Source organism: Niastella vici (assembly GCF_002077945.1).
Lineage (GTDB): Bacteria > Bacteroidota > Bacteroidia > Chitinophagales > Chitinophagaceae > Niastella > Niastella vici.
On record NZ_LVYD01000073.1, the window covers coordinates 1 to 24,434 of the forward strand.

General features: G+C 41.5%; 22 protein-coding genes and 1 tRNA gene. 12 read left to right on the top strand and 11 right to left on the bottom strand.

Translation table 11 applies throughout. From position 1 onward, the window contains the following. On the bottom strand, positions 1–1,376 hold a 1,376-nt coding region (locus A3860_RS31130; RefSeq protein WP_216823553.1), incomplete at its 3' end, for a hypothetical protein. A gap of 1,094 nt (positions 1,377–2,470) precedes the next feature. Between A3860_RS31130 and A3860_RS31140 the strand changes: the two genes are divergently transcribed. The 4 genes from A3860_RS31140 (at position 2,471) to A3860_RS31155 (ending at position 6,737) form a co-directional block, all read left to right on the top strand. Beyond that, complete coding sequence (locus A3860_RS31140; RefSeq protein WP_081154090.1) at positions 2,471–3,724, top strand: T9SS type A sorting domain-containing protein; 1,254 nt, start codon at positions 2,471–2,473, stop codon at positions 3,722–3,724. Between the two features lie 633 nt (positions 3,725–4,357). Next, positions 4,358–4,431: transfer RNA gene (locus A3860_RS31145), tRNA-Pro, on the top strand. Between the two features lie 986 nt (positions 4,432–5,417). Continuing rightward, positions 5,418–5,600 carry a hypothetical protein gene (locus tag A3860_RS40750; protein ID WP_143774345.1) on the top strand — a complete coding sequence of 61 codons (183 nt, stop codon included), beginning with the start codon at positions 5,418–5,420 and terminating at the stop codon, positions 5,598–5,600. An 18-nt stretch (positions 5,601–5,618) separates the two neighbouring features. After that, on the top strand, positions 5,619–6,737 hold the full coding sequence (locus A3860_RS31155; protein WP_081154092.1) for a fatty acid desaturase family protein: 1,119 nt from the start codon (positions 5,619–5,621) through the stop codon (positions 6,735–6,737). Between the two features lie 300 nt (positions 6,738–7,037). Here A3860_RS31155 and A3860_RS40755 read toward each other — a convergent pair whose 3' ends face one another. After that, a complete protein-coding gene (locus A3860_RS40755) occupies positions 7,038–7,199 on the bottom strand; it encodes a lmo0937 family membrane protein (RefSeq protein WP_317043515.1) in 162 nt (53 codons plus the stop codon). A 779-nt stretch (positions 7,200–7,978) separates the two neighbouring features. On the opposite strand from A3860_RS40755, the gene A3860_RS31160 reads away from it, so the two are divergent. The 4 genes from A3860_RS31160 to A3860_RS31170 all read left to right on the top strand — a co-directional run bounded on the left by A3860_RS31160 (position 7,979) and on the right by A3860_RS31170 (position 11,514). Further along, positions 7,979–9,664 carry a BamA/TamA family outer membrane protein gene (locus A3860_RS31160; RefSeq protein ID WP_081154094.1) on the top strand — a complete coding sequence of 562 codons (1,686 nt, stop codon included), beginning with the start codon at positions 7,979–7,981 and terminating at the stop codon, positions 9,662–9,664. A gap of 149 nt (positions 9,665–9,813) precedes the next feature. Beyond that, positions 9,814–10,374: a hypothetical protein gene (locus A3860_RS31165; protein WP_081154098.1), complete on the top strand. Its 561-nt coding sequence runs from the start codon at positions 9,814–9,816 to the stop codon at positions 10,372–10,374. 65 nt (positions 10,375–10,439) lie between these two features. Then, positions 10,440–10,616 (top strand): lmo0937 family membrane protein, encoded by a 177-nt coding sequence (locus tag A3860_RS40760; RefSeq protein ID WP_143774347.1) that lies wholly within the window; start codon positions 10,440–10,442, stop codon positions 10,614–10,616. Positions 10,617–10,806: 190 nt separating this feature from the next. After that, positions 10,807–11,514, top strand: a complete 708-nt coding sequence (locus A3860_RS31170; RefSeq protein WP_143774348.1) for a hypothetical protein — start codon at positions 10,807–10,809, stop codon at positions 11,512–11,514. Between the two features lie 22 nt (positions 11,515–11,536). On the opposite strand, the gene A3860_RS31175 is transcribed toward A3860_RS31170, so the two are convergent. From A3860_RS31175 to A3860_RS31185, 3 genes are all read right to left on the bottom strand, one after another. Next, entirely contained in the window at positions 11,537–12,040 is a 504-nt protein-coding gene (locus A3860_RS31175) for a hypothetical protein (RefSeq protein ID WP_081154102.1), read from the bottom strand. Beyond that, the gene (locus A3860_RS31180; protein ID WP_081154104.1) at positions 12,037–12,624 is read right to left on the bottom strand and encodes a class I SAM-dependent methyltransferase; all 588 of its coding nucleotides are present in this window, start codon (positions 12,622–12,624) and stop codon (positions 12,037–12,039) included. The genes A3860_RS31175 and A3860_RS31180 overlap by 4 nt, the downstream gene beginning before the upstream one ends. 105 nt (positions 12,625–12,729) lie before the next feature. After that, a complete protein-coding gene (locus tag A3860_RS31185) occupies positions 12,730–13,974 on the bottom strand; it encodes a hypothetical protein (protein WP_081154105.1) in 1,245 nt (414 codons plus the stop codon). Positions 13,975–14,330: 356 nt separating this feature from the next. On the opposite strand from A3860_RS31185, the gene A3860_RS31190 reads away from it, so the two are divergent. Continuing rightward, positions 14,331–15,722, top strand: a complete 1,392-nt coding sequence (locus A3860_RS31190) for a jacalin-like lectin (RefSeq protein ID WP_081154107.1) — start codon at positions 14,331–14,333, stop codon at positions 15,720–15,722. A 66-nt stretch (positions 15,723–15,788) separates the two neighbouring features. On the opposite strand, the gene A3860_RS31195 is transcribed toward A3860_RS31190, so the two are convergent. The 3 genes from A3860_RS31195 to A3860_RS31205 all read right to left on the bottom strand — a co-directional run bounded on the left by A3860_RS31195 (position 15,789) and on the right by A3860_RS31205 (position 17,954). Beyond that, positions 15,789–16,070, bottom strand: coding sequence for a hypothetical protein (locus A3860_RS31195; RefSeq protein ID WP_143774349.1), 282 nt, complete (start codon positions 16,068–16,070; stop codon positions 15,789–15,791). Between the two features lie 229 nt (positions 16,071–16,299). Then, positions 16,300–17,145: a class I SAM-dependent methyltransferase gene (locus A3860_RS31200; RefSeq protein ID WP_081154111.1), complete on the bottom strand. Its 846-nt coding sequence runs from the start codon at positions 17,143–17,145 to the stop codon at positions 16,300–16,302. Positions 17,146–17,423: 278 nt separating this feature from the next. Next, complete coding sequence (locus A3860_RS31205) at positions 17,424–17,954, bottom strand: YciE/YciF ferroxidase family protein (RefSeq protein ID WP_081154113.1); 531 nt, start codon at positions 17,952–17,954, stop codon at positions 17,424–17,426. A gap of 185 nt (positions 17,955–18,139) precedes the next feature. On the opposite strand from A3860_RS31205, the gene A3860_RS31210 reads away from it, so the two are divergent. Both A3860_RS31210 and A3860_RS41325 read left to right on the top strand, forming a co-directional pair. Continuing rightward, positions 18,140–18,667: a GNAT family N-acetyltransferase gene (locus A3860_RS31210; protein WP_081154115.1), complete on the top strand. Its 528-nt coding sequence runs from the start codon at positions 18,140–18,142 to the stop codon at positions 18,665–18,667. A 57-nt stretch (positions 18,668–18,724) separates the two neighbouring features. Further along, the gene (locus A3860_RS41325; protein ID WP_158085425.1) at positions 18,725–18,883 is read left to right on the top strand and encodes a hypothetical protein; all 159 of its coding nucleotides are present in this window, start codon (positions 18,725–18,727) and stop codon (positions 18,881–18,883) included. Between the two features lie 7 nt (positions 18,884–18,890). On the opposite strand, the gene A3860_RS31215 is transcribed toward A3860_RS41325, so the two are convergent. Together A3860_RS31215 and A3860_RS31220 are read right to left on the bottom strand one after the other, a co-directional pair. Further along, positions 18,891–19,688: a hypothetical protein gene (locus tag A3860_RS31215; protein WP_143774350.1), complete on the bottom strand. Its 798-nt coding sequence runs from the start codon at positions 19,686–19,688 to the stop codon at positions 18,891–18,893. A 191-nt stretch (positions 19,689–19,879) separates the two neighbouring features. Next, the gene (locus A3860_RS31220) at positions 19,880–22,501 is read right to left on the bottom strand and encodes a T9SS type B sorting domain-containing protein (protein WP_081154119.1); all 2,622 of its coding nucleotides are present in this window, start codon (positions 22,499–22,501) and stop codon (positions 19,880–19,882) included. A gap of 297 nt (positions 22,502–22,798) precedes the next feature. Between A3860_RS31220 and A3860_RS31225 the strand changes: the two genes are divergently transcribed. Continuing rightward, positions 22,799–23,302 (top strand): endonuclease V, encoded by a 504-nt coding sequence (locus tag A3860_RS31225; protein WP_081154122.1) that lies wholly within the window; start codon positions 22,799–22,801, stop codon positions 23,300–23,302. Between the two features lie 44 nt (positions 23,303–23,346). On the opposite strand, the gene A3860_RS31230 is transcribed toward A3860_RS31225, so the two are convergent. Then, positions 23,347–24,210 (bottom strand): DUF4349 domain-containing protein, encoded by an 864-nt coding sequence (locus A3860_RS31230; RefSeq protein WP_081154124.1) that lies wholly within the window; start codon positions 24,208–24,210, stop codon positions 23,347–23,349. Between the last annotated feature and the right edge of the window lie 224 nt (positions 24,211–24,434).

Here is a 24,434-nt window from a genome sequence, read left to right on the forward strand (position 1 = left end):
GTACAATTGGTGGTGCTGCTTTGCCATTGGTAGCTGATTGTTCCTGATCCCGTAGCCACTACGCTGGTGAAGGCGCTGGGGTCGCTGCCGCTGCAAATAGTTTGATCGCTTCCTATTGTTCCGGCGGTTGCGTTATTAATTGTTACGGTAACGCAATTGCTGGTGGCGGAACAGGGAACCCCGTTGAGCGTAGAAGTTGCAATGCGGCGATAGTAGGTTGTTGTTGCCAGTCCGCCGGGAATATCATAGGTTGCGCCCGTAGCACCGCTGATGTTTGCGAACCCGTTAGTACAATCAGTAGTACTGCTTTGCCATTGATAGGTTATGGAACCGGAGCCTGTAGCGGCTGTTGTAATGGTGAATGCCGCAGGATCTCCGCCGTTGCAAATGGTTTGATCGGAGCCTATTGTTCCAGCTGTAACAGCATTTACAGTTACAGTAACGCAATTGCTGGTGGCAGAACATGGCACGCCGTTGAGCGTAGATGTTGCAATGCGGCGGTAATAAGTTGTTGCAGCCAGTGCTGCCGGTACATCATATGTGGCGCTGGTAGCGCCGCTGATATCTGCAAAACCGGTGGTACAATTGGTGGTGCTGCTTTGCCATTGATAAGAGATTGTTCCCAATCCGGTGGCGTCTGTGCTGGTGAATACATTGGGGTCGCCGCCGTTACAAATGGTTTGGTCGCTATTGATGCTTCCCGCAGATATGTTATTTATGGTTACCGTAACGCAGTTGCTGGTGGCGGTACATGGCACCCCGTTGAGTGTAGATGTTGCAATGCGGCGATAGTAAGTTGTTGTAGCCAGTCCGCCAGGTACATCATACGTTGCGCTGGTAGCACCACTGATGTCTGTAAATCCGGTGCTACAATCGTTGGTGCTGCTTTGCCATTGATAACTCAATGTGCCCGAGCCGGTGGCTGCTGTTGCTATAGTGAAGGCGGCCGGATCGCCGCCGCTGCAAATGGTTTGATTGGTTGCGATAACCCCTGGCGTTACATCATTGATGGCAATTGCCACATTTCCCGCCATGGTAGCTGATACGCCCGCAACAGTTCCTACTACAGTATAAGTTCCGGCTGCAGTTTGATTGCCAAAACTGAGGGCGCTTCCTGTACCGGCAATTGGAGCGCCAATATCAACACCGTTCAACTGAAGTTGATAACTTCCCCCCGCTTCCGAACCATCGAGCCCTACGGGCATTCCGCTGCCACCGGTGCAATAAGTACCCCCGCCAGTTACATTATATACAATGGTTGAAACTCTTAAAACTGAAGAGGCAGATCTGGCCTTGTGTAGAGAGTCGAGTCGTTTATTGTTATTGCCAAGGTGTTGTGCCTGAAGAAAGAGCGGCGCAGTAAGGCATAATAGCAAGCATGTAGATACCCATAAACGATTAATGCTATGCTTTAAATCGTGTGAAAGGGTCGCAGATTCAGTTGAAAAGATATGTGAGCAACAATCTTTCATTAACAGTTAGCTGTCAGTTTGTGGTAGTAACTAAATCCTCACTGCATTTCGGATTAATTATGAATGCGTATCCAAACTGCACCTGCGTAAAGGTTTAGAGCACCGGTAGCATGTTAGTTGATTAACTAACGGGCATAGATATCTTAATCGAGGAAGTATAAATGCTTCATCAATACATTTTGGTGATTAAAAACCTTTAGATCAGATCATGTTGGACCTGGATTCATGTTGGTTTTACCGAGAATAAAAGGAATAACTTAATAACAGAGTTACAGATAAATGGTGGCTACAAAGGCTTTCGGGGGAGATTGGAAATGAAACATTGTGGATTAAAATGTTTCCAGGTAATCAGGCTCACCTAAAAGGGTTCTATTTCTTATACAATATAGTTAAGATATTTTAACATTTAATGTGTAAAATAGATTATTTCAATATTATTGACTTTAAGCAAGTTTTGAATACAAAGTCTTGTTATTCAAATGCAGAAAGTGATGATCCTGGTCATAATTTTATTCTGTTCCAGCGACGGGACGTCATTTCTGACTAACCCGCCTGAATTTGTGCGTATTGGCATTGAGCGTAATGATGGGGTTAACCATATCAATCATTTCGCTATAACTGAAGAGAGTTTATCATGTTTCGTAATTGTGTTAAACAGCTTTCTGCGCCTGTTTGTATAATAAGCGTTATCTGGCCACTAACAAAAGTGACATCCTGTAACAATTAATTTTAGATGAGAATTGACTTGAATTAGCACTTTGTAAATCAGAGATCAGATTGACCTTGTAATTTTGTCACAGTGAAATAAAAATATTTAATTTTGTAAGGAACCAAAACCATTGTAATTGTGATTATGATAGGCGGAGCCTTACGCTCAGTTAAGTCAATTATCAATTATCCTTTCATTAAACCAGCGGCTTTTAATTCCTCGCTCTTCCTCCCAATCCAAATCTTATTTCTCCAAGTGCCTCATTTTGTAAAATCTAAAACAAAAACTTATGTGCAAAATGTTAAGATATGTGCTGATGCTTGTTGTCTTTCCGGTCTCTGTTACCGGTCAGTCAGATAAAATCACCTATGCCATCACATCTGCCAATATGGGAAGCAACGATTGGGTTGCCTTACGAACCGTGAATATGAGGACGGGGAAAGTAAACCAGATGCTGTTAAACATGAACGACAGGGGACTACTTCAATACGACACGGCTACTCACAAGTTTAATGATAAAATAGCCTGGCCTGTTTTGTCATTTCCTATAGTGGATAATAACACTGCTGTGCCCAAAGTAAACTCCGGAGTTGCAGCCATTGCCTTTGACCAACAGACAAACCGGCTGTTCTATGTTGCCATGAGCGATGACATACTGAGGTATATCGATCTTTCGACCATGAAAGTTTATGCCGATGCAGAGTGGTCTTTCAGCAAGGCAGGTAATTATACTTTTAAAAGCACCAATCCGGTTACCAGGCTGGTAATAACGCCCGATGGGTATGGATATACTATTACGACTGACAACAATCGCCTGATCCGCTTTACCACAAATAACAAGCCTTCATTTACCGACATGGGCGAGTTGAAAGATGATCCCCGCAACAAGGAAATGTCAATACTCAATACCTGTAGCAACCTTGGCGGCGATATGGTTGCCGATGATGCAGGAAACCTTTATCTTATTACTGCCAGTAACCACGTTTATAAGATCGAAATCAAAACCAGGCTGGCGACCTACCTTGCAACAATTTCAAAATTACCGGCTGCATTTACGACCAATGGAGCTGCAATAAATGAAAATGGGAACCTGCTTGTCAGCAGTTCGGTATACACAGAAGCATCTTTCATTGTTGACCCTAAAAGCTGGCAGGCATCGCCTTCTCCCGCAATACAGGACTTGTATGGCATCGCCGATCTGGCAAGCAGTAATGTGCTCCAAATAAAAAAATCAAACCCTTCAGTTATATTATTTGGCAAGCCACTTTTAAAAACCGGTAATATCAAAGTATATCCCAATCCTGTGTTGTATGATGAAGTAAATATTCAATTCAATGATCTGCCTACCGGTAAATATATAATTGAATTGACGGATCCATTAGGAAGAAAAGTAGTTCAACAGAAAGTAAAGTTGACAAGCCAACGCCAAACCGAACTAATAAAGATTCCTACCATTACAGCACAGGCTTTTTACTATATACGCATATTGAATGAAAAGAATGCGCTGGTAAGTACGCAGAAGCTGGCGGTAGAAAGGTGGTAGTTTTTAGGTTTCATTATTCCAAAACCTGTTGGAAAGCTTATAGATTGATTTCTAAATATTGACAGAAGCGTGGAAAGGATTGGAATCAAATTCGATCATTTTACACTTCAAACAGCGATCAGGAGTCGTTTTTGGGAAAGCCCGGCTGAAAAGTTGCTAATTATGCCGCATTATGCCGCATATGTTGCAAACGATGGGGCACTTGTTGCAAACGGTGGGGCACTTGTTGTAAACGATGGGGAGCTTGTTCGCAATCTATGGGACACTTGTTGCAAACGATGGGGCCAAAGTTGCGAACGCTGGGGTCAAAGTTGAAAACGCTGGGGTCAAAGTTGAAAACATTGGGGTCAAAGTTGAAAACATTGGGGTCAAAGTTTAAAACATTGGGGTCAAAAGTTTAAAACATTGGGGTCAAAATTGAGAACATTGGGGTCAAAAGTTTAAAACATTGGGGTCAAAGTTGCGAATTTACGCGGCAAAGTTTGACTGAATGAGGCAAATAAAATTTTTAATCATTTTGTAGCATATTTTTCAGGAAATCAATTTTTTAACTAAATTTGCACCCCCAAAGCGGACTTCAGGTGGGAGAAAACCTGTCAAAAGCAGGTCAAAAACCACTGAAATAAGCTGATTCGGGTGGTGGCGCAGCCCGGTAGCGCACTTGTATGGGGTGCAAGGGGTCGCTGGTTCGAATCCAGTCCACCCGACGAAGAAAGCTTCTGGTTATTACCGGAAGCTTTTTATTTTTTATCTTTTACCATGTTGGTGCTGCTTAGTTGCTTTTAAGGGATCAGGTTGAAATTTTGGGGGATTTAGGAGAAAGTAGTTGTTACCAGTAAGGAATTAATTGCCCTGCTTTTTAACGGCATCATGTGAACCACAGAATAAATAGTTCTTTCTGCTTTTGCTGCAGTCCGCATGTACTGCTCTATTACGTTGTTGAGATTGCCAGTGGTTGCATAAAGACGGATCCGTCCCATCGCTTTATACTGTAAGCAACAAAGATACTTGAGATGGAGGTAATTACTTTCGGGAATGATCGGAAAGCGCTGTTGTTTGGAAATCAAAAGATCAACCTTCATGAACAAGGTAATGAAATTGATCCCAAAGCGGCGTTTCTTACAAGTGGATCGGGAGATCTTTGTTTTATAGACACCTATTGAACTTGTATTGAAAGAGTTGGAAAGTAAAAATATTCAGATATTAGAGGGCGGGATCGTAGAAAGAACAGGTGCAATTGGTAAAATAAGATCGGTTTATTTCCGCGATCCAGATAACAACTTATTGGAGGTTAGTAATTATATATAAACTAAGAAGTTAATAATAGTACAGGCTGAATATTTGTAAAGTTTATAAAGTCACTGATTACTGCGTTGCTGTTTTGCCCTGTCGCTTTATTATATTCGGCTACATCTTTCACGTAAAAATAACCAACAGCCAAATAAGAGACTTTTTCATTTAGCGTTCTGCCTGCTATGCCTTTATTATGACGTGCCGATTAACTCCTTCATAAAATAGCAACTGAATTTATTTATATCTTCAAAGCATTGGGAAAAATATATGCGCAAAAAACTGGATCACTGACAACTATCAGGCATTAAATTGAGCCAGGTTATTTTAATAGAAGTTGCTGCATACTACTTTACCTTTAAAAAACACCAGAGACTCCTGCCCTTCCCATGGGTAAAAAATCGTGAACAAGGCTATTGCCGTTATATTCATAATTGTACCGGCAATTGGATCCTTTGCATTTGTTGCCGAACCAGCTGCACCGCATAAAGGCCAACCTGATCAAAATCAAATCCTGTGCTGCTCACCATCAAATAAAAAATATTGCAGAGAAGTTATTTTGAAAAACAATTTAAGCTATCATTAATCACAGCAAGTCAATTGTATGAAAACGATAAAATTCAAAAGTGACGAAGCATGGCAGAAAAAATTCGCCGCTGCAGTACGTAGCAATGTAAACAATTACTTTAAGGAAAACGGAATCTCTACCAAAGGGAATTTCACCCTCCTGACACAAACGGTAGGAATGTTATCACTCTATATCATTCCGTTTGTGCTTTTACTTACAATTTCCATGAATATATGGGCCTCCATTCTATTGGTGATAACTATGGGGATAGGAATGGCCGGAATTGGAATGTGCGTTATGCATGACGCGGTTCACGGTTCTTATTCCAGCAAAGAATGGATCAATAGAATATTTGGGGGAACCATGTATCTGCTGGGAAGTAATGTATTTACCTGGAAAGTACAGCATAATATGATGCATCATGCTTACACCAATATTGACGGTTGCGATGAAGACATTGCAGGAAAAGGACCCATTCGGCTCTCTCAATATGCCTCTTTAAAAAAGATTCACCGTTACCAATATATACATGCCTTTTTCTTTTATGGGCTTTTGACTTTTGCAAAATTGATCAATGATTTCACTCAGCTTGCTGAATACAATAGAGAAGGAATTACAGTAAAATACCATATAAACCCCGTACAGGAGTATATTAAAATGGTCGTGATAAAACTCATTTATTTGTTCACTTTCATCGGCCTGCCAATTATATTTACTTCATATGCATGGTGGCAGGTTCTTCTTGGCTTTTTTTTCATGCACTGGACCGCCGGATGCATACTTAGCACCATTTTCCAGATGGCGCATGTGGTGGAAGGAGCTCAGCAATTCAAACCGGATGCCAATGGCGTCATTCATTCTGAGTGGGCCGTCCATGAACTTCAAACAACAGCAGATTTTGCAAGAAATAACCTTATCCTGAACTGGTACATCGGAGGTTTGAATTTTCAAATCGAACATCATCTTTTTCCTAATATATGTCACGTACATTATAGAAAAATTGCTCCCATTGTAGAACGTACCGCCCGGGAATTCAACGTGCCCTATAATTTGAAACCTTCCTTTATTGCAGCGCTGCGTTCTCATATTCGCAGGCTAAAATTACTAGGGACACAACCCGAAAAAACTGGCGATCAAGTAAAAGACCAAACATAAATTTTTTTGCGGAAAAACTACGCCAGGCAACAGTCAAATAGGTTGTCTGAATTGAGACAGTAAATTGATTTAATTTTTTACCTTCAGAGATTAAGCTTGAAATTTTGTCCTTTTAACTCCCTATTTCATACGATTGAAGGTGGTAGGCTCCAATTTAAAGATGAATGCAGTGGTTACTTTGTGTGGAGTCATTTAAAGGAACAGGATATTATTTTCCAATAAAAGGAATTGTGCTGCCAGTCTGCCAGTCATCTGTTCAAACGATAAAAATTCAATCTTCTAAAAACTACCGGGTAATTTTTACAGGACCCTTCTGCCCTGGATTATTCTTATAATTATAGCAATCACTGCAATAACAAGCAGAACGTGAATGATTCCTCCAACATGAAAACCGAAGAATCCAATTAACCATCCAATGATGAGTATTACGGCAATAATATAAAGTAAGTTAGACATAAACATTTTTTAATTATTAGAGTATAATGATGCCTTGTTCACGATTTTTTATTCATGGGGGCAACATTGTGATTTCTACGCTGGATTCATCAAACGTTGGATTAGTTTACCGGAGATGATTTTTTGCTGAATCAAAAAACCGCCCCAGAATTTCTCTGAGACGGTTCCCGTATCAATCCTGTACTTTAGTTTTAAACTTATGGTTTGGTTCTCAATTCATGCTTTGCTATAGGCGCTTGTGCCCCTATTTATTAACCAAATAGTATTTTGAATGCTTGTCAACAATAAACTTTTACTTGTTTTTGGAAATTGCAACACGATACAAAAATGCGCTAATTTTCTCATACAACTGTTACACAATTGAAGGAATAAGTTATAATATTCACACATTTTATAGCATTCAGATTAATTGGTGTAGCTTAGAAGATCAACAAGGAGATTCATTTGTACCTTTAATAAAGGTTACCGTTCTAGCCGGGCATTCAACCCCTTCTTAAATACAGGTTGGTATAAGTGCAAACCACTGTTGATTTAATGATAAGCCTTTTGAAACTGTACATTAAAAATATTGTTTTGCATTCGTTGCAAGATGGTGGTGAAAGAGGCGTATGTGTACGGCGAAAAATATTGTTTGTTTTTGCAGTGCTTTTTGTTTTGCATTGCTTCCTTATTGTTGTGTATATGCTCAAGTAAACGACTCTACGGTACATCCCTTACCCAAAAAGAATATAACATTTTCGCGGTTTCTCTTAAATGTAATAACTCGAAGCAACGTAGATACGTCCATGCAGCCGGGTGCGCTCTTCAGTAAAAATGAATGGCCATTTCTGCCTCACCAGGGTAAAGGCATCAGGCGTATACTGATCAAAGAATTCGGGTTTGATAAAGCGCTTGCAGATACGACAAATGAAATCAATTATTTTGGTAAAAATTTTATAAAACACCTGCATAGGATTACCAGAGAAAGGATAATACGCAACAATCTGTTCATTAAAGAAAAGACTGCACTCAATGCTAATGTGGTGGCAGATAATGAACGATATCTTCGTTCACTGAACTACATACATGACGCACGTATACTGGTAGATACGATTGCGAATGAACCTGATTCCATCGATTTGATAGTTGTAACCAAAGACTTCCTTAGCCTTACATTTCAATTCGATAACGCTACCAGAGAAAAGTTTAAAGCCGAAGCAGGCGATGTTAATTTAATGGGTACGGCGCAAAGCATCCGGTTTACAGCATTGCTTGAAAAAAATCGCGACCCTCATTTCGGCTATGAAATACTATACGAAAAAAATAGTATTGCCAATACTTTCGTTAATGCCACTATTCGCTATTCAACAATCAACTCTGATCAGTACGATGGCACCTTGGATGAACATACCTGGCACCTTGCAATCGAAAGGCCATTGGTGTCGCAATACCTGCATGTTGCAGGTGCAATAAAGCTTGCTCATAGCCAAACATTTAATAATTATTTAAAACCTGATAGCCTGTTCTATAATTACCATTACGATACTTATGATGCATGGATTGGATATAACCTGGGTGTGCGTAAATTCCTGTTCCTGAAATCTATACTAAACAGGCAATTCATTGGCATTCGTTATTTTCGAAACAGGTTTAATCAAAGGCCGTACCAGGTAAACGATGGATTTAATTTCAGGTTAAATGATCAGGAAGCCATTCTGGCTCAATTCACTTTTTTCAGGCAAAACTTTTATAAAACCAATTATGTTTTTGGTTTTGGTATCACAGAAGATGTTCCTTATGGTTATAATATTGCGTTAACTGCCGGTTGGTATAAACAGTTGCACATGGAAAGGCTATATTCCGGGATTGATGCCAACCGGTATGTTGTAACAGACAGGGGATATGTGAGGCAGTACTTTTTGCGTGCAGGAACCTTTTTAAATGGAGGCAAAATTCAGGATGCAACGGTTTTAACAGGCGCCAGTATCTTCAGTCGTATTTATAGCTTCAGAAATTTAAAAATGCGGCAATACCTGAGGTTTAGTTATACGAAGCAATTTAACCGCATTGGTCTCGATCCGCTTGGGATTAATAATGTATTTGGACTTCAATATATCTCTTTTGATTCGGCAAGCGGGCACCAGCGTTCAAGTGTGCACACAGAAACATTCTTTTTTCTAAAATACAAAGCGTTGGGTTTTAAGTTTGCCCCGTTTACAACTGTCGACGTTGCACTCTTTACAACTGAAAATAAAAATTCCTCCAATTCAGGCTTCTATTTTGGTTTAGGCGGGGGGATGCGGATACGTAATGAAAATATATTGTTTGGCACCGTAGAATTACGGTTCATGTATTTTCCCCGAAAATCAATACAACACAATGCTTTCAAACTCACATTGGAAACCAACCTGCGTTTCAGGTATAATAACAGTTATGTAAAAGAACCGGATATTATTCAGGTAAACAGTGATCCTAATAATAATATATACTGAGCATCAGGCATGCTGTGCATCTTCGTATATGGCAATGTGTGAATGATATAATTTATTTGTTCAATTGTGTAACACTTTCCATCAAAAAGAGATCCACCTTTACACAATAAGTTTTTAATTTTAAAAAAGCAACTTAAATATTTACAAAAATGAAAAAATCAATTCTTATAGTAACATTATTGTTTGCCGGGTTTGCATTTAAAACTGCTACCGCACAATTTAATGTGAGTGTAAGGGCGAATATAGGCGCTCAGCCTGTATGGGGTCCCGTAGGGTATGATTACGTTGATTATTATTATATGCCTGATATCGATGTGTTTTATTATGTTCCCAATCACCAATATATTTATCAGCAACGCGGACGCTGGGTGTATGCCAGCGCTTTACCTTCCCGGTATCATAATTACAATATATACAACGGGTACAAAGTGGTAATTAATGATCCATATCCTTATCGTCATGCAGATACCTACAGAACAAGATATGCCGAATACAAAGGCCATCACGACCAGGAAATAATCCGTAATAGTCACGAGTCGAAATATTTTGTAAACAAAGGCCATCCTGAACATAATAATTGGAAAAGGGATCACGATCAGCGGAACTATGATCGTAACCAACAGAATGATCGCAATCAACAGAATGATCGAAATCGAGGAAGAAATGATCGAAATCAACAGGATAACGATCACAATCGACACAACAAATGAGAAGATCCTCAATGATCGTCAGTACTATTACTGACGATTTTTTAATAATTATAAAAAATAGTTTTATGGGGAATTTACTTTATATCGTTGCCCTCATTTTCATTGTTGGCTGGTTGGTTGGATTTCTCGGATTTCATGCCGGCGGCGCAGTTCACCTGTTGCTTGCTTTTGCATTAATTGCCTTATTGGTAGACACTATGCAGGTGAGCGACAAAAAAATTGCCAGCCCTGGTACTCCCTGACGTTCCATAACTTTAATATTTCTTGTGTATATTGCAGCCCTTGCTTATACCTGTTATAAAAAATATGAACCTATTTACCCGAAAACTGCTTTGTCTGTTTTTTTTGAATCTTGTCTTTTGTAGCCTGAAGAGCCAACTGATACTTCCCGTTGGGCCCGTTGTAGGGATCATTAGGGGAAGTGTACCAACGGTGAAATTATTCAAATCCTGTAAGTTTGATTCTTCCGATGCAATTTTCGGGATTGATCTGGCCGATACTACGAACGGCAGGGATGGACTATTTAATTTCATTATTGACAATTCAAAGGACCTGGCTGAATTAAAGAAAAGCTGGATCTTTAAAGATGCGGCCCGTTCACAAAGAGGTCAAAAAGTTTTCAAAGTTTTTTACACAAGAAATAAAGTGGTAAAACGTACCTGGGTTATTTTCCCCGAAGCGTTTTGTATAGCAACAGATGAGGGCGCTTATCTGTTTGATGTATCGATGTTGACAAAGCTTCATTCAAAAAGCCCGCTGGTGTATCGTGTGCGCACAGATACCCTCGGAAGCCGCGATGAATTTATAAAGTTTTATGATAGTGTTAAAGCAATTTCATCATTTCTTTATTTAAATGAGCCGGATGTGGGCGAAGGTTCGTTTGAGGTTAAATTAAAGGCTGCTACAAAGAATGTTCCTGAAGATATAGGTCTTAGAATAATTGACATTTGTAATGAAATAAAGCCAAAAACTGCCTTTAGGGTTTATTTTAAAAATGGTGAGGAGGCAGTGGACAGCAAGAGCAAGACTTATGTTGTACGGTGTGATCGCTCCCTGTTTGAACAATTTTCTTATCCCGATATGGAAAAGGGCGAATGGGCGCCGGCCACATATATCATACAATCTTATTGGCGCAAATAATGTTATTATGAAACTTGAAGTGCTAATACGCAACATGCGCCAAATAAACAATTGAATAACTGACCATACAGTAAATGGTTTCCGTATTTATTGTTTGAAAAAGAGGTTCCTTATTTGTATTGCTTCTCGTACAAAATATAGCCAGCAGCCAAAAACCAAGTGAAACATTGATATCCATTAAATCGAACCGGCCGTTCAAAAAATGGAATAACTGTAATACCTCCATGAGTATGGCTGCCAGGATGGGTACAAATACCAGGTCCCATTTTTTCTTTTTCACCTCTACGTAAAAAAAGCTTGAGGTCACCGTAATACAAAATACCCACAAGCCTTCTGGCACTGAATAAATAATAAAACCGGGCAGCGGCAGAAAAGACCTGATGCTGGTTTCTAAAGAGGAATACTCCGCTCGCGAAAACAACGAAATAAAGAGCCGGGTCACCAGGGTTTTATCTGTGCGGTAAAAAACATAAACAAATAAACAGAAAAACAGGGATACTGTCAGGAAAGGAAGATACTTTTTCACGGCCTTGTATAGATAAGGAGTTTATAATAAGAGCCTATTCCAAGCTCCATTTGCTTACGTAATGAAAAACGCTGCAGCCCTTTTATATTGTGCAGGTAAAAGATGGATCTGAAATGAAAAAGAAATGAGAGTGGTTGAAATAGCCAATCAATATACTTCAACCCGTTGTCTGGAGTAAAATGATTGAGGATAAACAATTTTCCTCCGGGTTTTAATACTTTATAAACCTGCTCCAATAACCGGTCTGCATTTTTTGTAACTGCCAGCACATGACAAATAACCACATAATCAAAACTTGCTTCTGAAAACAACAGCTCTTCTCCATTCATGAGCTGTAGCCTGGTTTTCTCCCCTTTATATCGGCTCGCTTTTTCAAGCATGGCATTCGAAATGTCGATACCGGTAATTTCATGCGCTTTGTACAAGGGTAAATGGGAGCCATCGCCAACACCGATCTCTAACAGGTTTCCTGGTAAAGCACTATTAACTGCTTCAATGAGGTTTTTTCTATGTGCTTTTAAAAAGTAATTGATGACGGGGTATATAAAGGAGATGCGGTTATAAAATATACGGGTAGAATACACAGTATTTTAGTTTTTAAAAGGGCTTTGTATTTCAAAGTTGATGAGCAAAAATAAAGGTATGATCAGTTGATGGCATAAAACATGGTAATAGGCATTGCTGTTGTTTTATTTGAACCCAAATAGTAAAGGGAAAATAAAGGTTACGATAATTGTCCAGATGAAATAAATGGGCAGGTAAAAAGAAATAGCCTTCCCTACCCCGCTTATGTTCGCTTTTTTAGTAACTGTTCGAACCAATTGCACAGTTACCAAAAGTAGGTTTATTAAGATCAGGATATTGCCCCCCAGCACCGCCGTTCTGTTGGGGGTAATTCCCCATTCAGCCATCCGGAATAAAATTGCAGAAAGCGCAATACCATTTACAAGTATGGTTACCAATGATAACAGTAAAAGGACCCAGGTTTCGGTGAGGCTTTTTGTAGTTCGGGCCGCTTCGGCAACTGAGAAGAATATAATGGCCATTACGCCTATTAATAATGCATTAAAGACGACTAAGAACTCACGGTCGTTATAAGGGTTTTTCCCTGAGTAGATCATGGCCACGAGATAAATTAACAACATCACCAACACGAGCGGACTGAAAATTTTAGCAATCACCGGTGAAACTTTACCTACTAACTGCGGATTGGTTTGGGTAAGATAAGTGCCTGCGATAGGGGCAGCAGGAAGGGCAAAAAATACAATATTCTCTATATAAAAGGTTTTAATATTAAGACCGATCAGGGAGAAAAGGCCAATGGTCATACCGCTCAGGATGGCCGCTGCTATCACAATGAGCGTTGTTATTACTACCAGGTCTCCGTTGTACTTTAAAAAGCCCAATCGCTTTTCATCGTTGTTGTTGAGATCGCCAACAAATGCAAAACCCAATACCGACCACAACAATAAGAGTAAATGAACGCATGATAAAATAAGGGTATCGCTTTGCTTAACATCAGGAAAGGAATTGATAAAAATTAAACCGGTAAGCGTTGTGCCGGCTATGAATGCAATTTTACCGGTTGATAATTTATTTTTCCAGGCAAAATAAGCGGTTAGAACCGGGAATAAGATAAAACCGATATTTCTGGGATAGAAAAAATCTTCACTGATATGCAGGAATGCCGGGAGCTTTGCAATAATACCTGCCAAAACAGCTGCCATGATCACCCATACGAGTTCTTTGCTGCCGTTGCGCGTGATCTCTTCCCTGGCAAAATTCAGCCGTTCATTCCAGAAAGCGGCAAGGGTGTTATTGGTAAGCTCAGGATACAACGCGTTAAATACGCGTTTAAAGGTTGATTTATCGGTTCTGTACAACCTTTCCAGCTGCCCGGGATTATTGAGATTTGACAGGATCTCCTCTTTCATAAATCAGTATTATGCGTTAATTAATATGACTGGCCAACGCTATATTACCCCTTCCCTTTTCTGATTGTTATCCTGTGACTTTCTTTGTTCTAAAAGTACTTTGTAATTCAAAGTTATAGTATAAATCACATTTATACAAGAACAATCCGAATTATTTATTTAAGGAATTGGAGAAACCGGGAATTGTTGTACATATATATTGAGGATGAAGAAATTATTAACGAACAACCAGCAATAACGGGTTAGCGGCAAAGTTTAGCATTACTAAATTATTAAGCGTCGGTATGCTTACTACTTCATTTGTATAATTGTGAAAATTACACCTTAACTGGTTTACAAATGCTAAACAACCTAATATGAAAAAAACAAACCTGTTCGCCCGGTTACTTTTGCTGACCTTACCATTGTTCTTTATTCTCATTGGTTGCTCTAAACAGCAACAAACGCAGGGATCATCTGCCAACGCGCAACAAGCTGCTGTTGCGTCAACAAACAATGCCCGTGTTATTACCGCTACAGGTGGTAGCTTTAACGTGCTTACCTACAATGTAGCAGGATTGCCGCAGATCTTGTCGAGCGCTTCCACACCAAGAGATTCCAGCACTGCTCAAATCGGCCGGCTTATTAATGCTTGCGATGTGGTACATGTTCAGGAAGATTTCAACTATCATGCTTATTTGTACGACTATGGGAATGCGCATCCGTATCGCTCGGCCACCAGCGGTGGTGCTGGTTTCGGTGATGGGCTGAATTCCCTCTCCTGGTTCCCGTTCGATGATTTTGCGCGCATTACCTGGAATAAACGGATCAATGAAAATGCGCTTACACCTAAAGGATTTACTTTTTGCCGCACACGTATTGCTGAAGGCGTTTATATTGATTTTTACAACCTGCATACCAATGCCGAATCTGATGCGGCTTCCATTGCCGCGCGTGCCGATAACCTGCAGCAGATCTCTGATTATATCAGCACGGTATCAAAAGGAAATGCCGTTGTGGTAATGGGTGATATGAATGCCCGCTATACCCGCGATAATAACGTGCGCCTGTTCCTGAATGTACATGGCATGACCGATCCCTGGATAACCCTGGTGCGTAACGGTTCTATCCCTGTCCTGGGCGATCCTGATATAGCATGCCCTTTCCCCAACATTGACAATACCTGCGAAATAGTAGATAAGATCTATTTCCGCAGCAGTAAATATATTCAGCTCACAGCTTCTGGTTACAATGTGCTGAAAACTTTTGTGAACAGCAGTGGCCAGCAATTGTCGGACCATTTGCCGCTTACCGTGAACTTTTCTTATTCATTGCAGCAGGCTTTCGATATGAGCGACTTGTTCGGTGGTCCGCATGGCACGCCGTTTAACGACCTTGAAACCCTGGTTGCCAGCAGTGCACCCGGTTCATTTACGATAAGGACCGGCAAACGGGTCGATAATGTTGGGGTTACGCTCACAAGCGGCCCGGCATTAACGCATGGCGGAACCGGAGGAACAGCGCAAACGCTTACCCTGCAAAGTGGTGAATATGTTTCCGCTGTTACTTTAAACGAAGGTCAGTATAATGGCCATACACGCATTTTCTATATTAAGCTCACGACTAACCTGGGCCGTACATTGGCTGGGGGTACACAAACCTCAGATGCGGTAACTTATACCACCCCTGCCGGTTATAAGGTTGCCGGTTTTTATGGCAATTCGGGCGATGAAGTAGATAAGCTTGGGTTGATCTATACAAAGCAGTAATAAAATAAAATGAAGATCCCCGTCTCAGCTTGTCTGGACGGGGATCTTTTATTTGTTTCCCGATAATTATTGAATATCTATTTCCTTTCTTATAGTTCCTTTAGCGGTGTTTACGTGTATCGTATATAATGCCCGTTCCAGGTCGGTAAACATGATGCGTCCTTCTTTCAGATCGCCCTGCTTAATGATACGGCCATTGATATCGGTTAGTTTGTAATTTTCTGAAGAGCCGTGTTGTAACCATACATTTACGATGCCGCTTTCTGTTACATACCAGGTTAGCATGTTGCTTTGTTTGTCGTATACCTTTTGGGGTTCTACGTTCAGGGTAATGGCTGGTTTTTCCATACTGATCATTAGATTTTTTGAATATTTGTTTTCTTGTTAATGGGTCGGGATCAATCCTGGGCAAAATAGATAATTTTAAATACAGAATTAACATTTAAATAAACTGGATATCTAAACGAATAATACTAACGTGAGATGATGACGAAAATGAATATAAAGTTTTAAAATAAAAGCCTTCAGCTCGTTTGTGCCGAAGGCTGATGTATATGGTTAGAACCGTATATGTTCTTTACCGGATCACCGTTACACGTAAGAAAGTAGCGGGGATATACGTGTGACTGGAATCTTCACTCCTGTTTTCGCGAATGAACAGTTGTTCCAGTTCCCGTTGCAGATCGGCCGCCCGGCCATCTTTTTCTGCTGCTTCAAATGCATTCATGGTTGGTCCATAAAACTTCCTGAACCTTTCCACCATTTCGATTGGTGAAAACAGCGCAATGAAAGTATAGGTATCCCGCTCAAATGAGATATTTGTTGGAGGTATTCCGGCTTTGCCGAACCGTTCAATAACATGGCTTTCCACACCCCATAACATCGGACTTACAAATCCTTCCGGTGGCGGTGGTGTATATGCTGAGCTGATCTTTAAGATCTGCGCTACCAGTGTGGGATCATTGGGTATCCAGTTGCCCATCACAATGCGTCCGCCGGGGCGGGTAATGCGTACCAGTTCTTTAGCCACATCAAATGGTTTTGGCGCAAACATGGCGCCGAAGATGCTTACTGCCAGGTCAAAGCTTTCGTCATTTATTCCTTCCAGGTTGGTGGCATCGCCTTCCCGAACGGTAATGTTGGTAAGTCCTTCTTCCTGGATGCGTTTGTTAGCTGCTGCCACGAGGTTGCTGGCAATGTCTATTCCGGTTACGTTGGCGCCCAATCTGGCTTCAGGAAGGGCTGTTGTACCATCACCACAACCAAGGTCCAGTACATTCATTCCGGGTGTGATCCCCAGTTTGTCGACCAGCGCTGTACCGCTTTCACGCATGGTGGTTGCAATGCTGGTAAAATCGCCTTTTTCCCATAATGCTTTGTTGGGGTTCACAGTCGTTGGCTGAATGCTTGTTGATTCATTCATGAGTTTCTTTTTTTTTGACGTTAAGAATAATTCGTCTTCAAAGTGGTAGTGAGGGAGGATTAAATAAGACAGGATGGAATGAAGGTACAACCTTTGGTGGGTTGAAATACCGTGTTTTCACCCCCATTGAATAATATATATTTTCCATTGGTAATGAAATTCCTACAGTCTGCTTTTTCATCACTGGTATGCTGGTCGAAGCGGCCGGAAACGCAAAGCCCCGGTCGCGATAGCTATCGGAACCGGGGCTTATATATGAGTAACATTTTTTGCGATCACTAAACGTTCAACCGTTCACGGCTGGCATCTATATTGATGCCGGCTTCAGCTATTTCGGTGAGCGCATTGTCAGCATTTTTTTCCTCTTTCAGTGTTGGGGTGAGTATATTGGCGACCTCTTTCTGACCCATAGTTTTGGCGAGGGTGATGAGGCTGCCGTAACTGGCTATTTCGTAATGTTCCACCTTTTGGGCGGCAATGATAAGGGCAACGTCGCGTTGTGCCGAGCCTGCTTCTGTTTCATCGATCACCTGCCAGCCTTCATCGAAAAGTCCCTGAAGACCTGCGCAACGTTCTGCCTGTGGCGGCAACCCCATCAGGGTAAATACTTCCTCAAGCCGTTTTTTTTGCTTTTCCGTTTCTTCCTTATGCACGATAAACGCTTCTTTAAGTTGCGGGGTGGTAGCCGCAATGCTCATGGTGTTGAGCATTTCTACCAAATGTGTTTCTGACCAATAGAGTTCCTGCAAACAGGTTACGAAAAAATCCTGGAGCATAGAATTTTTGGTACCTCGGGAATTAGAGTCCATATGGATGCATTTTTGTGGATAAATGTATACGCAATAAAAATCGTTTCTCTATACTTATAAAAATCATTCCATGTGTGAGTTGTGTAATTCCGGCGTGTGCAAAATGGACTATCCGCTTTATTGAAAGTGGCCTACGGCCAACAGCCCGGCAACCGGTACTTTTGCCATTCAAACGAACATCAACTATGGAATTTACTATTCAACCTGTATTGGAAAATGAAAGCGTGATCCTGCTTCCTTTGCAGCCGGCCGATTTTGATGAACTGTATGCCGTTGCCTGTGATCCGAAAATATGGGAACAGCATCCTAAAAAAGACCGTTGGAAAAAGGAGGTATTCCAGAATTTTTTTGATGGCGCCATTCAAAGTAAAGGGGCCTTCAAGATCGTGGAAAAAGCAACGGGGAATGTTGCGGGCAGTACCCGGCTGTATGACTATAATGAACAGGATGACAGTATCATGATCGGCTATACATTTTACGCTACCAAATATTGGGGCACGGGCTTTAATCCTATGGTAAAAGCATTGATGCTACAATACGTTTTTCAATTTGTAAGCAAGGTGTATTTTCATATAGGGGCCCATAATGTTCGTTCGCAAATGGCTATTGGCCGAATAGGTGCTAAAAAGGTTGACGAACGGGAAATAACTTATTTCGGGGAAGCGCCCATGCCGAATTTTGTATACTGTATTGACCGGGAAAACTGGCCTTAAACCGGTTTGGCGCCCAACTACGGGGAATAATGTACCTTTATAAGGAATAGTAAGTTTATGAATAATAAACTGATATACTGGATACCTGTGATTGGGGTGTTTGTGAGCCTGGCGCATTATGAAAAGGAAAATGACATGGGTGCTTTCTGGAGTTATTATCAGGCTGTAATGATGATGGCAATCATCTGGATCATTACATTTATTTATATGTTCTGATAGACTCTTATCGCCCCGGCATAAAGTAGATAGCCTCGGGCCGGAACCTCGAAACGGGTTGACTATCGCAAAAACCTGATTGGCCACGGCGTTCAGGTTGAAGGGCCGTTTGTTCCTTTAGGGCCGGTTTATGGCCTTTATCAGGATGATAGCCTCCTATTCTCATTTCTGCATCCAGCATCATTTGTTGTTCCTTCGACAATTTCCTTTCCCGCAACATCCGTTCATATGGTGTCATACGCTGTTCGCGTGTTAATCCAACTGCCGGTTCCTTTCTTATTTTGCGAATGCAGATCACCAGTCCGATAATAAAGCAAATCAATAATACCAGGCCTCCCCGCAGGTAAATGGTTTCCTGCCCTCGATAAGCCAAATGAATATCTGCTATAAATCCGATAGAGTTGATCCCATTTTTCACCTGTGTGGTCAACTGGTTCTGTATCAGGTAATAGATGCCGCCGCCGATGAGCACACAACAGAATAGAATGAATAATCCAATATACGCGGCTTTTATTCTTTGCAGGCTTTGTCCCCAGGATAATATGCCCGGCCGCAGCGGATACAATAAAACCACTATGGGATACAGGAGCAGAAACAAACCCGGTACCAGAATGAGGTCTATTGTTACCGGCAACTGGGTGGGTATTTCGGCAAAAACAACACTCGGATTGATTTGCGCAAGGCCCGATATGGTGGGAAGAAATTTAGTGACCAATAATTGTCCCGGATAAATACAAAGCGCCAGTAACACGACCATAATGGCCACTGCTGGAAACCGTCGTTGCTGACCTGTTTGAATGCTCATAAAATGTGATTATAAAAGGGATATTGCACGGCTACAGCACAGGCGCAATATGGTAACGGTTTCAGGGGGAGGAATTCAGCTATTCCCTGTACAAGTTTTATGCCTCAAAGTTTGTAGAAAATGTTAATGTGTTGCTGTAAATTTATATAACGCCAATAATGCAGTTAATTAACAAATTGGCAAAAATCTTCCTACCTGAGCAGTATAACCGTTCCTTTTTTATTTTCTTCAATCCCATTTCCCAACTGGTAAGTACAACTCCATACATAGGTGCCTGTAGCGGCCGGTTGGCCGTTTAGTTTGCCATCCCAGCCCCTGGTGTGATCATGGGAATCGAATACTTTTTGCCCCCAGCGGTTGAATATCATAAAATGATATTTGACAACTTTCCCAAATAACACCGGGCGGCACCATTCGTTCCTGCCATCATTGTTCGGACTAAAACCCGTAGGCATGAAAAAGCCATACCGGCATTGTTTGGTACCAATGAGTATACTGTCTCTGCCTGTACAGCCCTGTTGGTCGGTGGCCTGCAACCAGTATAAGCCTGGTTGATTTACGAGAATGGAAGCATGGGTATCACCGGTGCTCCATACATACTGTTGCAAACTTTTTGTTGGCCGCAACGTGATATCTTCATAAGAACAGAGGCTGGTATCGGGCGGTAAAAAGCCGGCGGGCAATGGTAACAGGCTTTTGATCGTTGCTGTATCGCGGGTTATACAACCGTTGTTGTCAGTGATCTGTACCCAGTATTCACCGGGGGCGCTTACTGAATGGCTTTCCCCACCCTGCCCATCGTACCATACATAGCTGGCATAACCGGTGGTGGCAGTGAGCATACGGGTAGAACCGTAACAAAGCGTTGTGTCTTTGTCGAGGTTGGCTGCCGGTTTAAGATCCATTAACAGCGAAACGGTATCCCCTGTAGTACCACATACATTGGTAGTATGCAACCAGTAACTGCCACGGGTATTAACAGTGAGGGAAGGCGTGGTAGCGCCATTGTTCCATAAATAAGAAACATCTGTTGGTTGTGAAGAAGATTGTAACGTGATACTGCTGTCTTCACAAAAATGCCTGTCATTGCCAATATCGGCAATGGGTAATTGTTTTATTGAAATTTGTATGCTGCCCGTTTGGGAGCCACAAAGGTCCTGAACGGTACAGGAATAGGTTCCCGCCGATGATACTGTTAAGGTTGAACCGGTACTGCCATCATTCCACAAAAAGCGGGAGTCTGGGAGAGGTGCTCCTGTTGAAAACGTAAGTGATGTATTGCTGCAGATGGTGGTATCATTTCCGAGGAATACCGTCGATGGAACATGTAATGAAATGGAATAACCTGATGAGGTGTCGGCAGGCTGAGAAGCTATTATGCGAATTTTATATTTATCACCTGCCGGCAAACCCGGCGGCAGCGAAGCGGAAATTATACCTGATGTATTGCTGCTTAATGAGCCAATGTTGGTGAAAGTGGTGAAGCTGCCATTGGGTGCTGAAAGCTGGGCGGTAAACACATTACCGGTTTGATATAACGTACTTGCTGTGTAGTGAATATCAAAAGTGGTGTTGTTGCATATTTCGCAAGGTGTCGGCGGGTGAATAAAAACTGGCGTGCTGAGGCGAATGATCCATCCGTCAGTTGTATTGGGCCCACAACTGGCTACCGTTTTGTTCCCGGAAATTGTGGAGGTTGTTTGTCCGGCCACAATTATATCCCCGTCAATCAGCGCAATACTAAATGGAATGTCTGCTCCGGTTCCTCCATACACCATTTCGCTAATATAATTTCCCGAAGCATCAAATTTGATTATTTGAAAATCCGAGTTACCAGTGGATACAGCTTTTTCACCTGCCACATAAATATCTCCATTTGTGGCTTGTATTGCTTTTCTAAAATAGCCGGGGTTACGACTTTGTATCCACAGCACATTGCCTTGTGCGTCAATTTTGCGGATGGTGCCTGCTCCTCCCTCAACTCCGGTCAACAGGTAATTACCGTCATTAAGCAGCATTACGTTATAAAGATAATCAGGTGTTGTTGTGGCAAAGGTTTTATCCCAAAGCTGGGTGCCATTGGGTTGAATGCACATGATCCATTGATCAGTATTGACAATTGATATGGCTGCATCCCCTACCAGCAAAAAGTTACCATTGGGCATTTGCAGCATATCCTTGATCCGCTGATTTCCTGTGCCGCCATACGTTCTTGACCACAACAAGTTGCCATTAGCATCCAGTTTCAGTATTAGAAAATCCTTGCCAAAGGAAGAACTTTCCTCTGTTGTTCCACCGATAAGAAAACCGCCGTCTGAAGTAGGAATTATTTTCTGTGCCAATTCATATTTTGGATTGACAAAAGTGTTTTCCCAGATAATATTACCATTGTCATCAACCCTGATCACCCAAATATCTGCATTGCCAGATGTTCCTGAAGTTTTGTTACCAGTTGGACCTGAGTCTGTCCACCCGGTAATAACAAAGCCACCGGAAGGAACGGGTTCTATATCATATAAAACCTCATCCTGACTGCCTCCATAGCTTTTCTCCCACAACTTATTCCTGTTATCATCCAGCATGAAAAGTACCATGTCATTAAAGCCATAATTAATACTGCTTTTTGTACAGCCTGGGATAGACAAAGAAGTGCCGGCGCAGAGGAATTTATTGCAATTGAGCGGTATTACTTTCATTACATGATCGTCAAAGATTCCACCCCAGTTATATTGCCAGCGTGAGATGAGCGACTGTGCTGTAGTGTGATGTAAAAAAGATAAAGAATAAAACAATAAGGATATTGTACGTTTCATCGGGCTTCAATAGGATTGGCTATACTAATGGCTAAAGTAATACATAAAGTTGATAACTGGAAGGTATACATGTTTTATGTAATACACGCTTATACGGGGCAGTTATTTTTGTGCTATTACTTTGGCTATTTGCCGGGCAAGTGCCGGTAATGCGCGGAAGATCTTTCCGTCGGATTTGTTAGCCAGGAGTATAATACCACTGTTTGTATAAGGATAAATTACCAGATAACTATTGAATCCATTGGTGCCCCCAATAGCACCTTTTATCCTATTTTTGCTTTATCATTCGTATCAGTTATGATCCTGGCAACAGACGTTCACTATAAAGACAATACTGCCAAAGCCGTAGGTGCGTTGATAGCGCACTGGAATGATGCTGTTGCGCTGCAACATGTGATCAGTTACATTGATGCAGTGGAGGAATATGTGCCGGGGTCCTTTTACAAACGCGAATTGCCCTGCCTGCTGGAAATAATTAAGAAAGTAGATCTTCAGCAAATCAAATATATAATTGTTGATGGATTTGTGGTGCTGGATGATTTTGGCAAACCGGGTTTGGGCGCTTATTTATTTGAAAGCCTGCCTGTAAAAGTGCCGGTTATCGGCGTTGCCAAAACCAACTTTCACCAGAATATGAAGTATGTGATCCCGGTGATGCGTGGAACCACTGAGCGACCTTTATTTGTTACTGCAATAGGTACCGATCTGCAGCAGGCTGCTAATTATATTCAATGCATGCATGGTGAATACCGGTTGCCCACCGTGTTGAAGCAACTGGACAGGATCACGAAGGAACCATAGACCGTTTTACAAATTTACAGATCTGTTATGAAGGGCTTTTGCAATCACTCATTCAGCTTGTTCATTACTTTCAATTTATCGATTGCCAGGAGCAGGATAAACAGGGTTACTACCAACCCCAGCAGGGAGAATATTAATATTGCGTAATATTTTATCGTCCACTCCAGGGCCACTTTGCATCTTCTTAAAAAACTTATTTTCTGTTCAGGCGCGCCTTCATACAGGGAGAACCGGACGGTGCAGAACTCATTTTCCGTATTAAAATTACCCAGTTCAACGCCCAACTCCTGCAGCTGCGTTTCTATCTCTAATATCTTATCATGAAGGGTGACATAATCGCTGATAGCTCCGCTCCTTGATTTTAATTCGTTTAAGGAAGCCAGGTTCTTTTCCAAAGAAGCCTTCTTCGCGTTTAATTGCCGGTATTCATTGGTTTTGTCGACTTTGGTGATGGCCATTGATTTCACCTGACCGATCTGCTGCACCTGCAGGTAAAAGCTGTCGAATTTTGCCGGGTTGATGCCGATGAGCCAGTGAATTTCGCGGCTGCCTTTATTACCTGTGTTTTGTTCGTACTGGATAAGACCCTGAAATTGGGTGGTCAGGTTTTTAATATGGTCTACGTCTTTATCGAACTGCGATGATTTGGACCTTACCGTAGCTGTTTTTTCATATTTCTGGTCGGTTGCAAAGCTGGCGTTTTGTGCATTTGATACTTTCATCTGGTTTTCAGAAGCGTAGTTCTTTCTCAAATGCTCCACGCCGCTGAAATAGTTAGCGTAATCGTTGTCGTAAGTGGTGGGGGTGATCAGGTAACCGTAAATAAGACGAAAGATCAGCATCAGGAAGAATAAGGCGATGAACCACCTGGCGGTTTTCCAAATGCGTTGGCGAAGGGTTTGGGTCATAAAGGTTGTTTTGGCCGTAGAAAGATAATATATACAACCCGGGTTTTATACAGGGAAGGCTGTTCTTAACAGTTATTTTGGTTCTTTTATGCTACCTGAACAGGATCGTAGGTTTTTGTGAAAAAACTTTGCCTGCAACTAAATGAATGAAAAAACGGGGAAAGCCTTCATAAGATCAGCCTGTTTGTTTTTTGAGTTAAATTGGGCTTTTAACAAGATGCAAA

Coding starts and splice junctions, on each gene's coding strand:
- A3860_RS31195 (WP_143774349.1), bottom strand. CDS start 16,070: ATGGAAAAACCAGCCATTACCCTGAACGTAGAACCCCAAAAGGTATAC.
- A3860_RS31215 (WP_143774350.1), bottom strand. CDS start 19,688: ATGAGCATTCAAACAGGTCAGCAACGACGGTTTCCAGCAGTGGCCATT.
- A3860_RS31225 (WP_081154122.1), top strand. CDS start 22,799: ATGATCCTGGCAACAGACGTTCACTATAAAGACAATACTGCCAAAGCC.
- A3860_RS31165 (WP_081154098.1), top strand. CDS start 9,814: ATGAAAAAATCAATTCTTATAGTAACATTATTGTTTGCCGGGTTTGCA.
- A3860_RS31230 (WP_081154124.1), bottom strand. CDS start 24,210: ATGACCCAAACCCTTCGCCAACGCATTTGGAAAACCGCCAGGTGGTTC.
- A3860_RS31220 (WP_081154119.1), bottom strand. CDS start 22,501: ATGAAACGTACAATATCCTTATTGTTTTATTCTTTATCTTTTTTACAT.
- A3860_RS40760 (WP_143774347.1), top strand. CDS start 10,440: ATGGGGAATTTACTTTATATCGTTGCCCTCATTTTCATTGTTGGCTGG.
- A3860_RS31190 (WP_081154107.1), top strand. CDS start 14,331: ATGAAAAAAACAAACCTGTTCGCCCGGTTACTTTTGCTGACCTTACCA.
- A3860_RS31160 (WP_081154094.1), top strand. CDS start 7,979: ATGCAGCCGGGTGCGCTCTTCAGTAAAAATGAATGGCCATTTCTGCCT.
- A3860_RS31185 (WP_081154105.1), bottom strand. CDS start 13,974: ATGAAAGAGGAGATCCTGTCAAATCTCAATAATCCCGGGCAGCTGGAA.
- A3860_RS31210 (WP_081154115.1), top strand. CDS start 18,140: ATGGAATTTACTATTCAACCTGTATTGGAAAATGAAAGCGTGATCCTG.
- A3860_RS40755 (WP_317043515.1), bottom strand. CDS start 7,199: ATGTTTATGTCTAACTTACTTTATATTATTGCCGTAATACTCATCATT.
- A3860_RS31200 (WP_081154111.1), bottom strand. CDS start 17,145: ATGAATGAATCAACAAGCATTCAGCCAACGACTGTGAACCCCAACAAA.
- A3860_RS31205 (WP_081154113.1), bottom strand. CDS start 17,954: ATGGACTCTAATTCCCGAGGTACCAAAAATTCTATGCTCCAGGATTTT.
- A3860_RS31155 (WP_081154092.1), top strand. CDS start 5,619: ATGAAAACGATAAAATTCAAAAGTGACGAAGCATGGCAGAAAAAATTC.
- A3860_RS41325 (WP_158085425.1), top strand. CDS start 18,725: ATGAATAATAAACTGATATACTGGATACCTGTGATTGGGGTGTTTGTG.
- A3860_RS31140 (WP_081154090.1), top strand. CDS start 2,471: ATGTGCAAAATGTTAAGATATGTGCTGATGCTTGTTGTCTTTCCGGTC.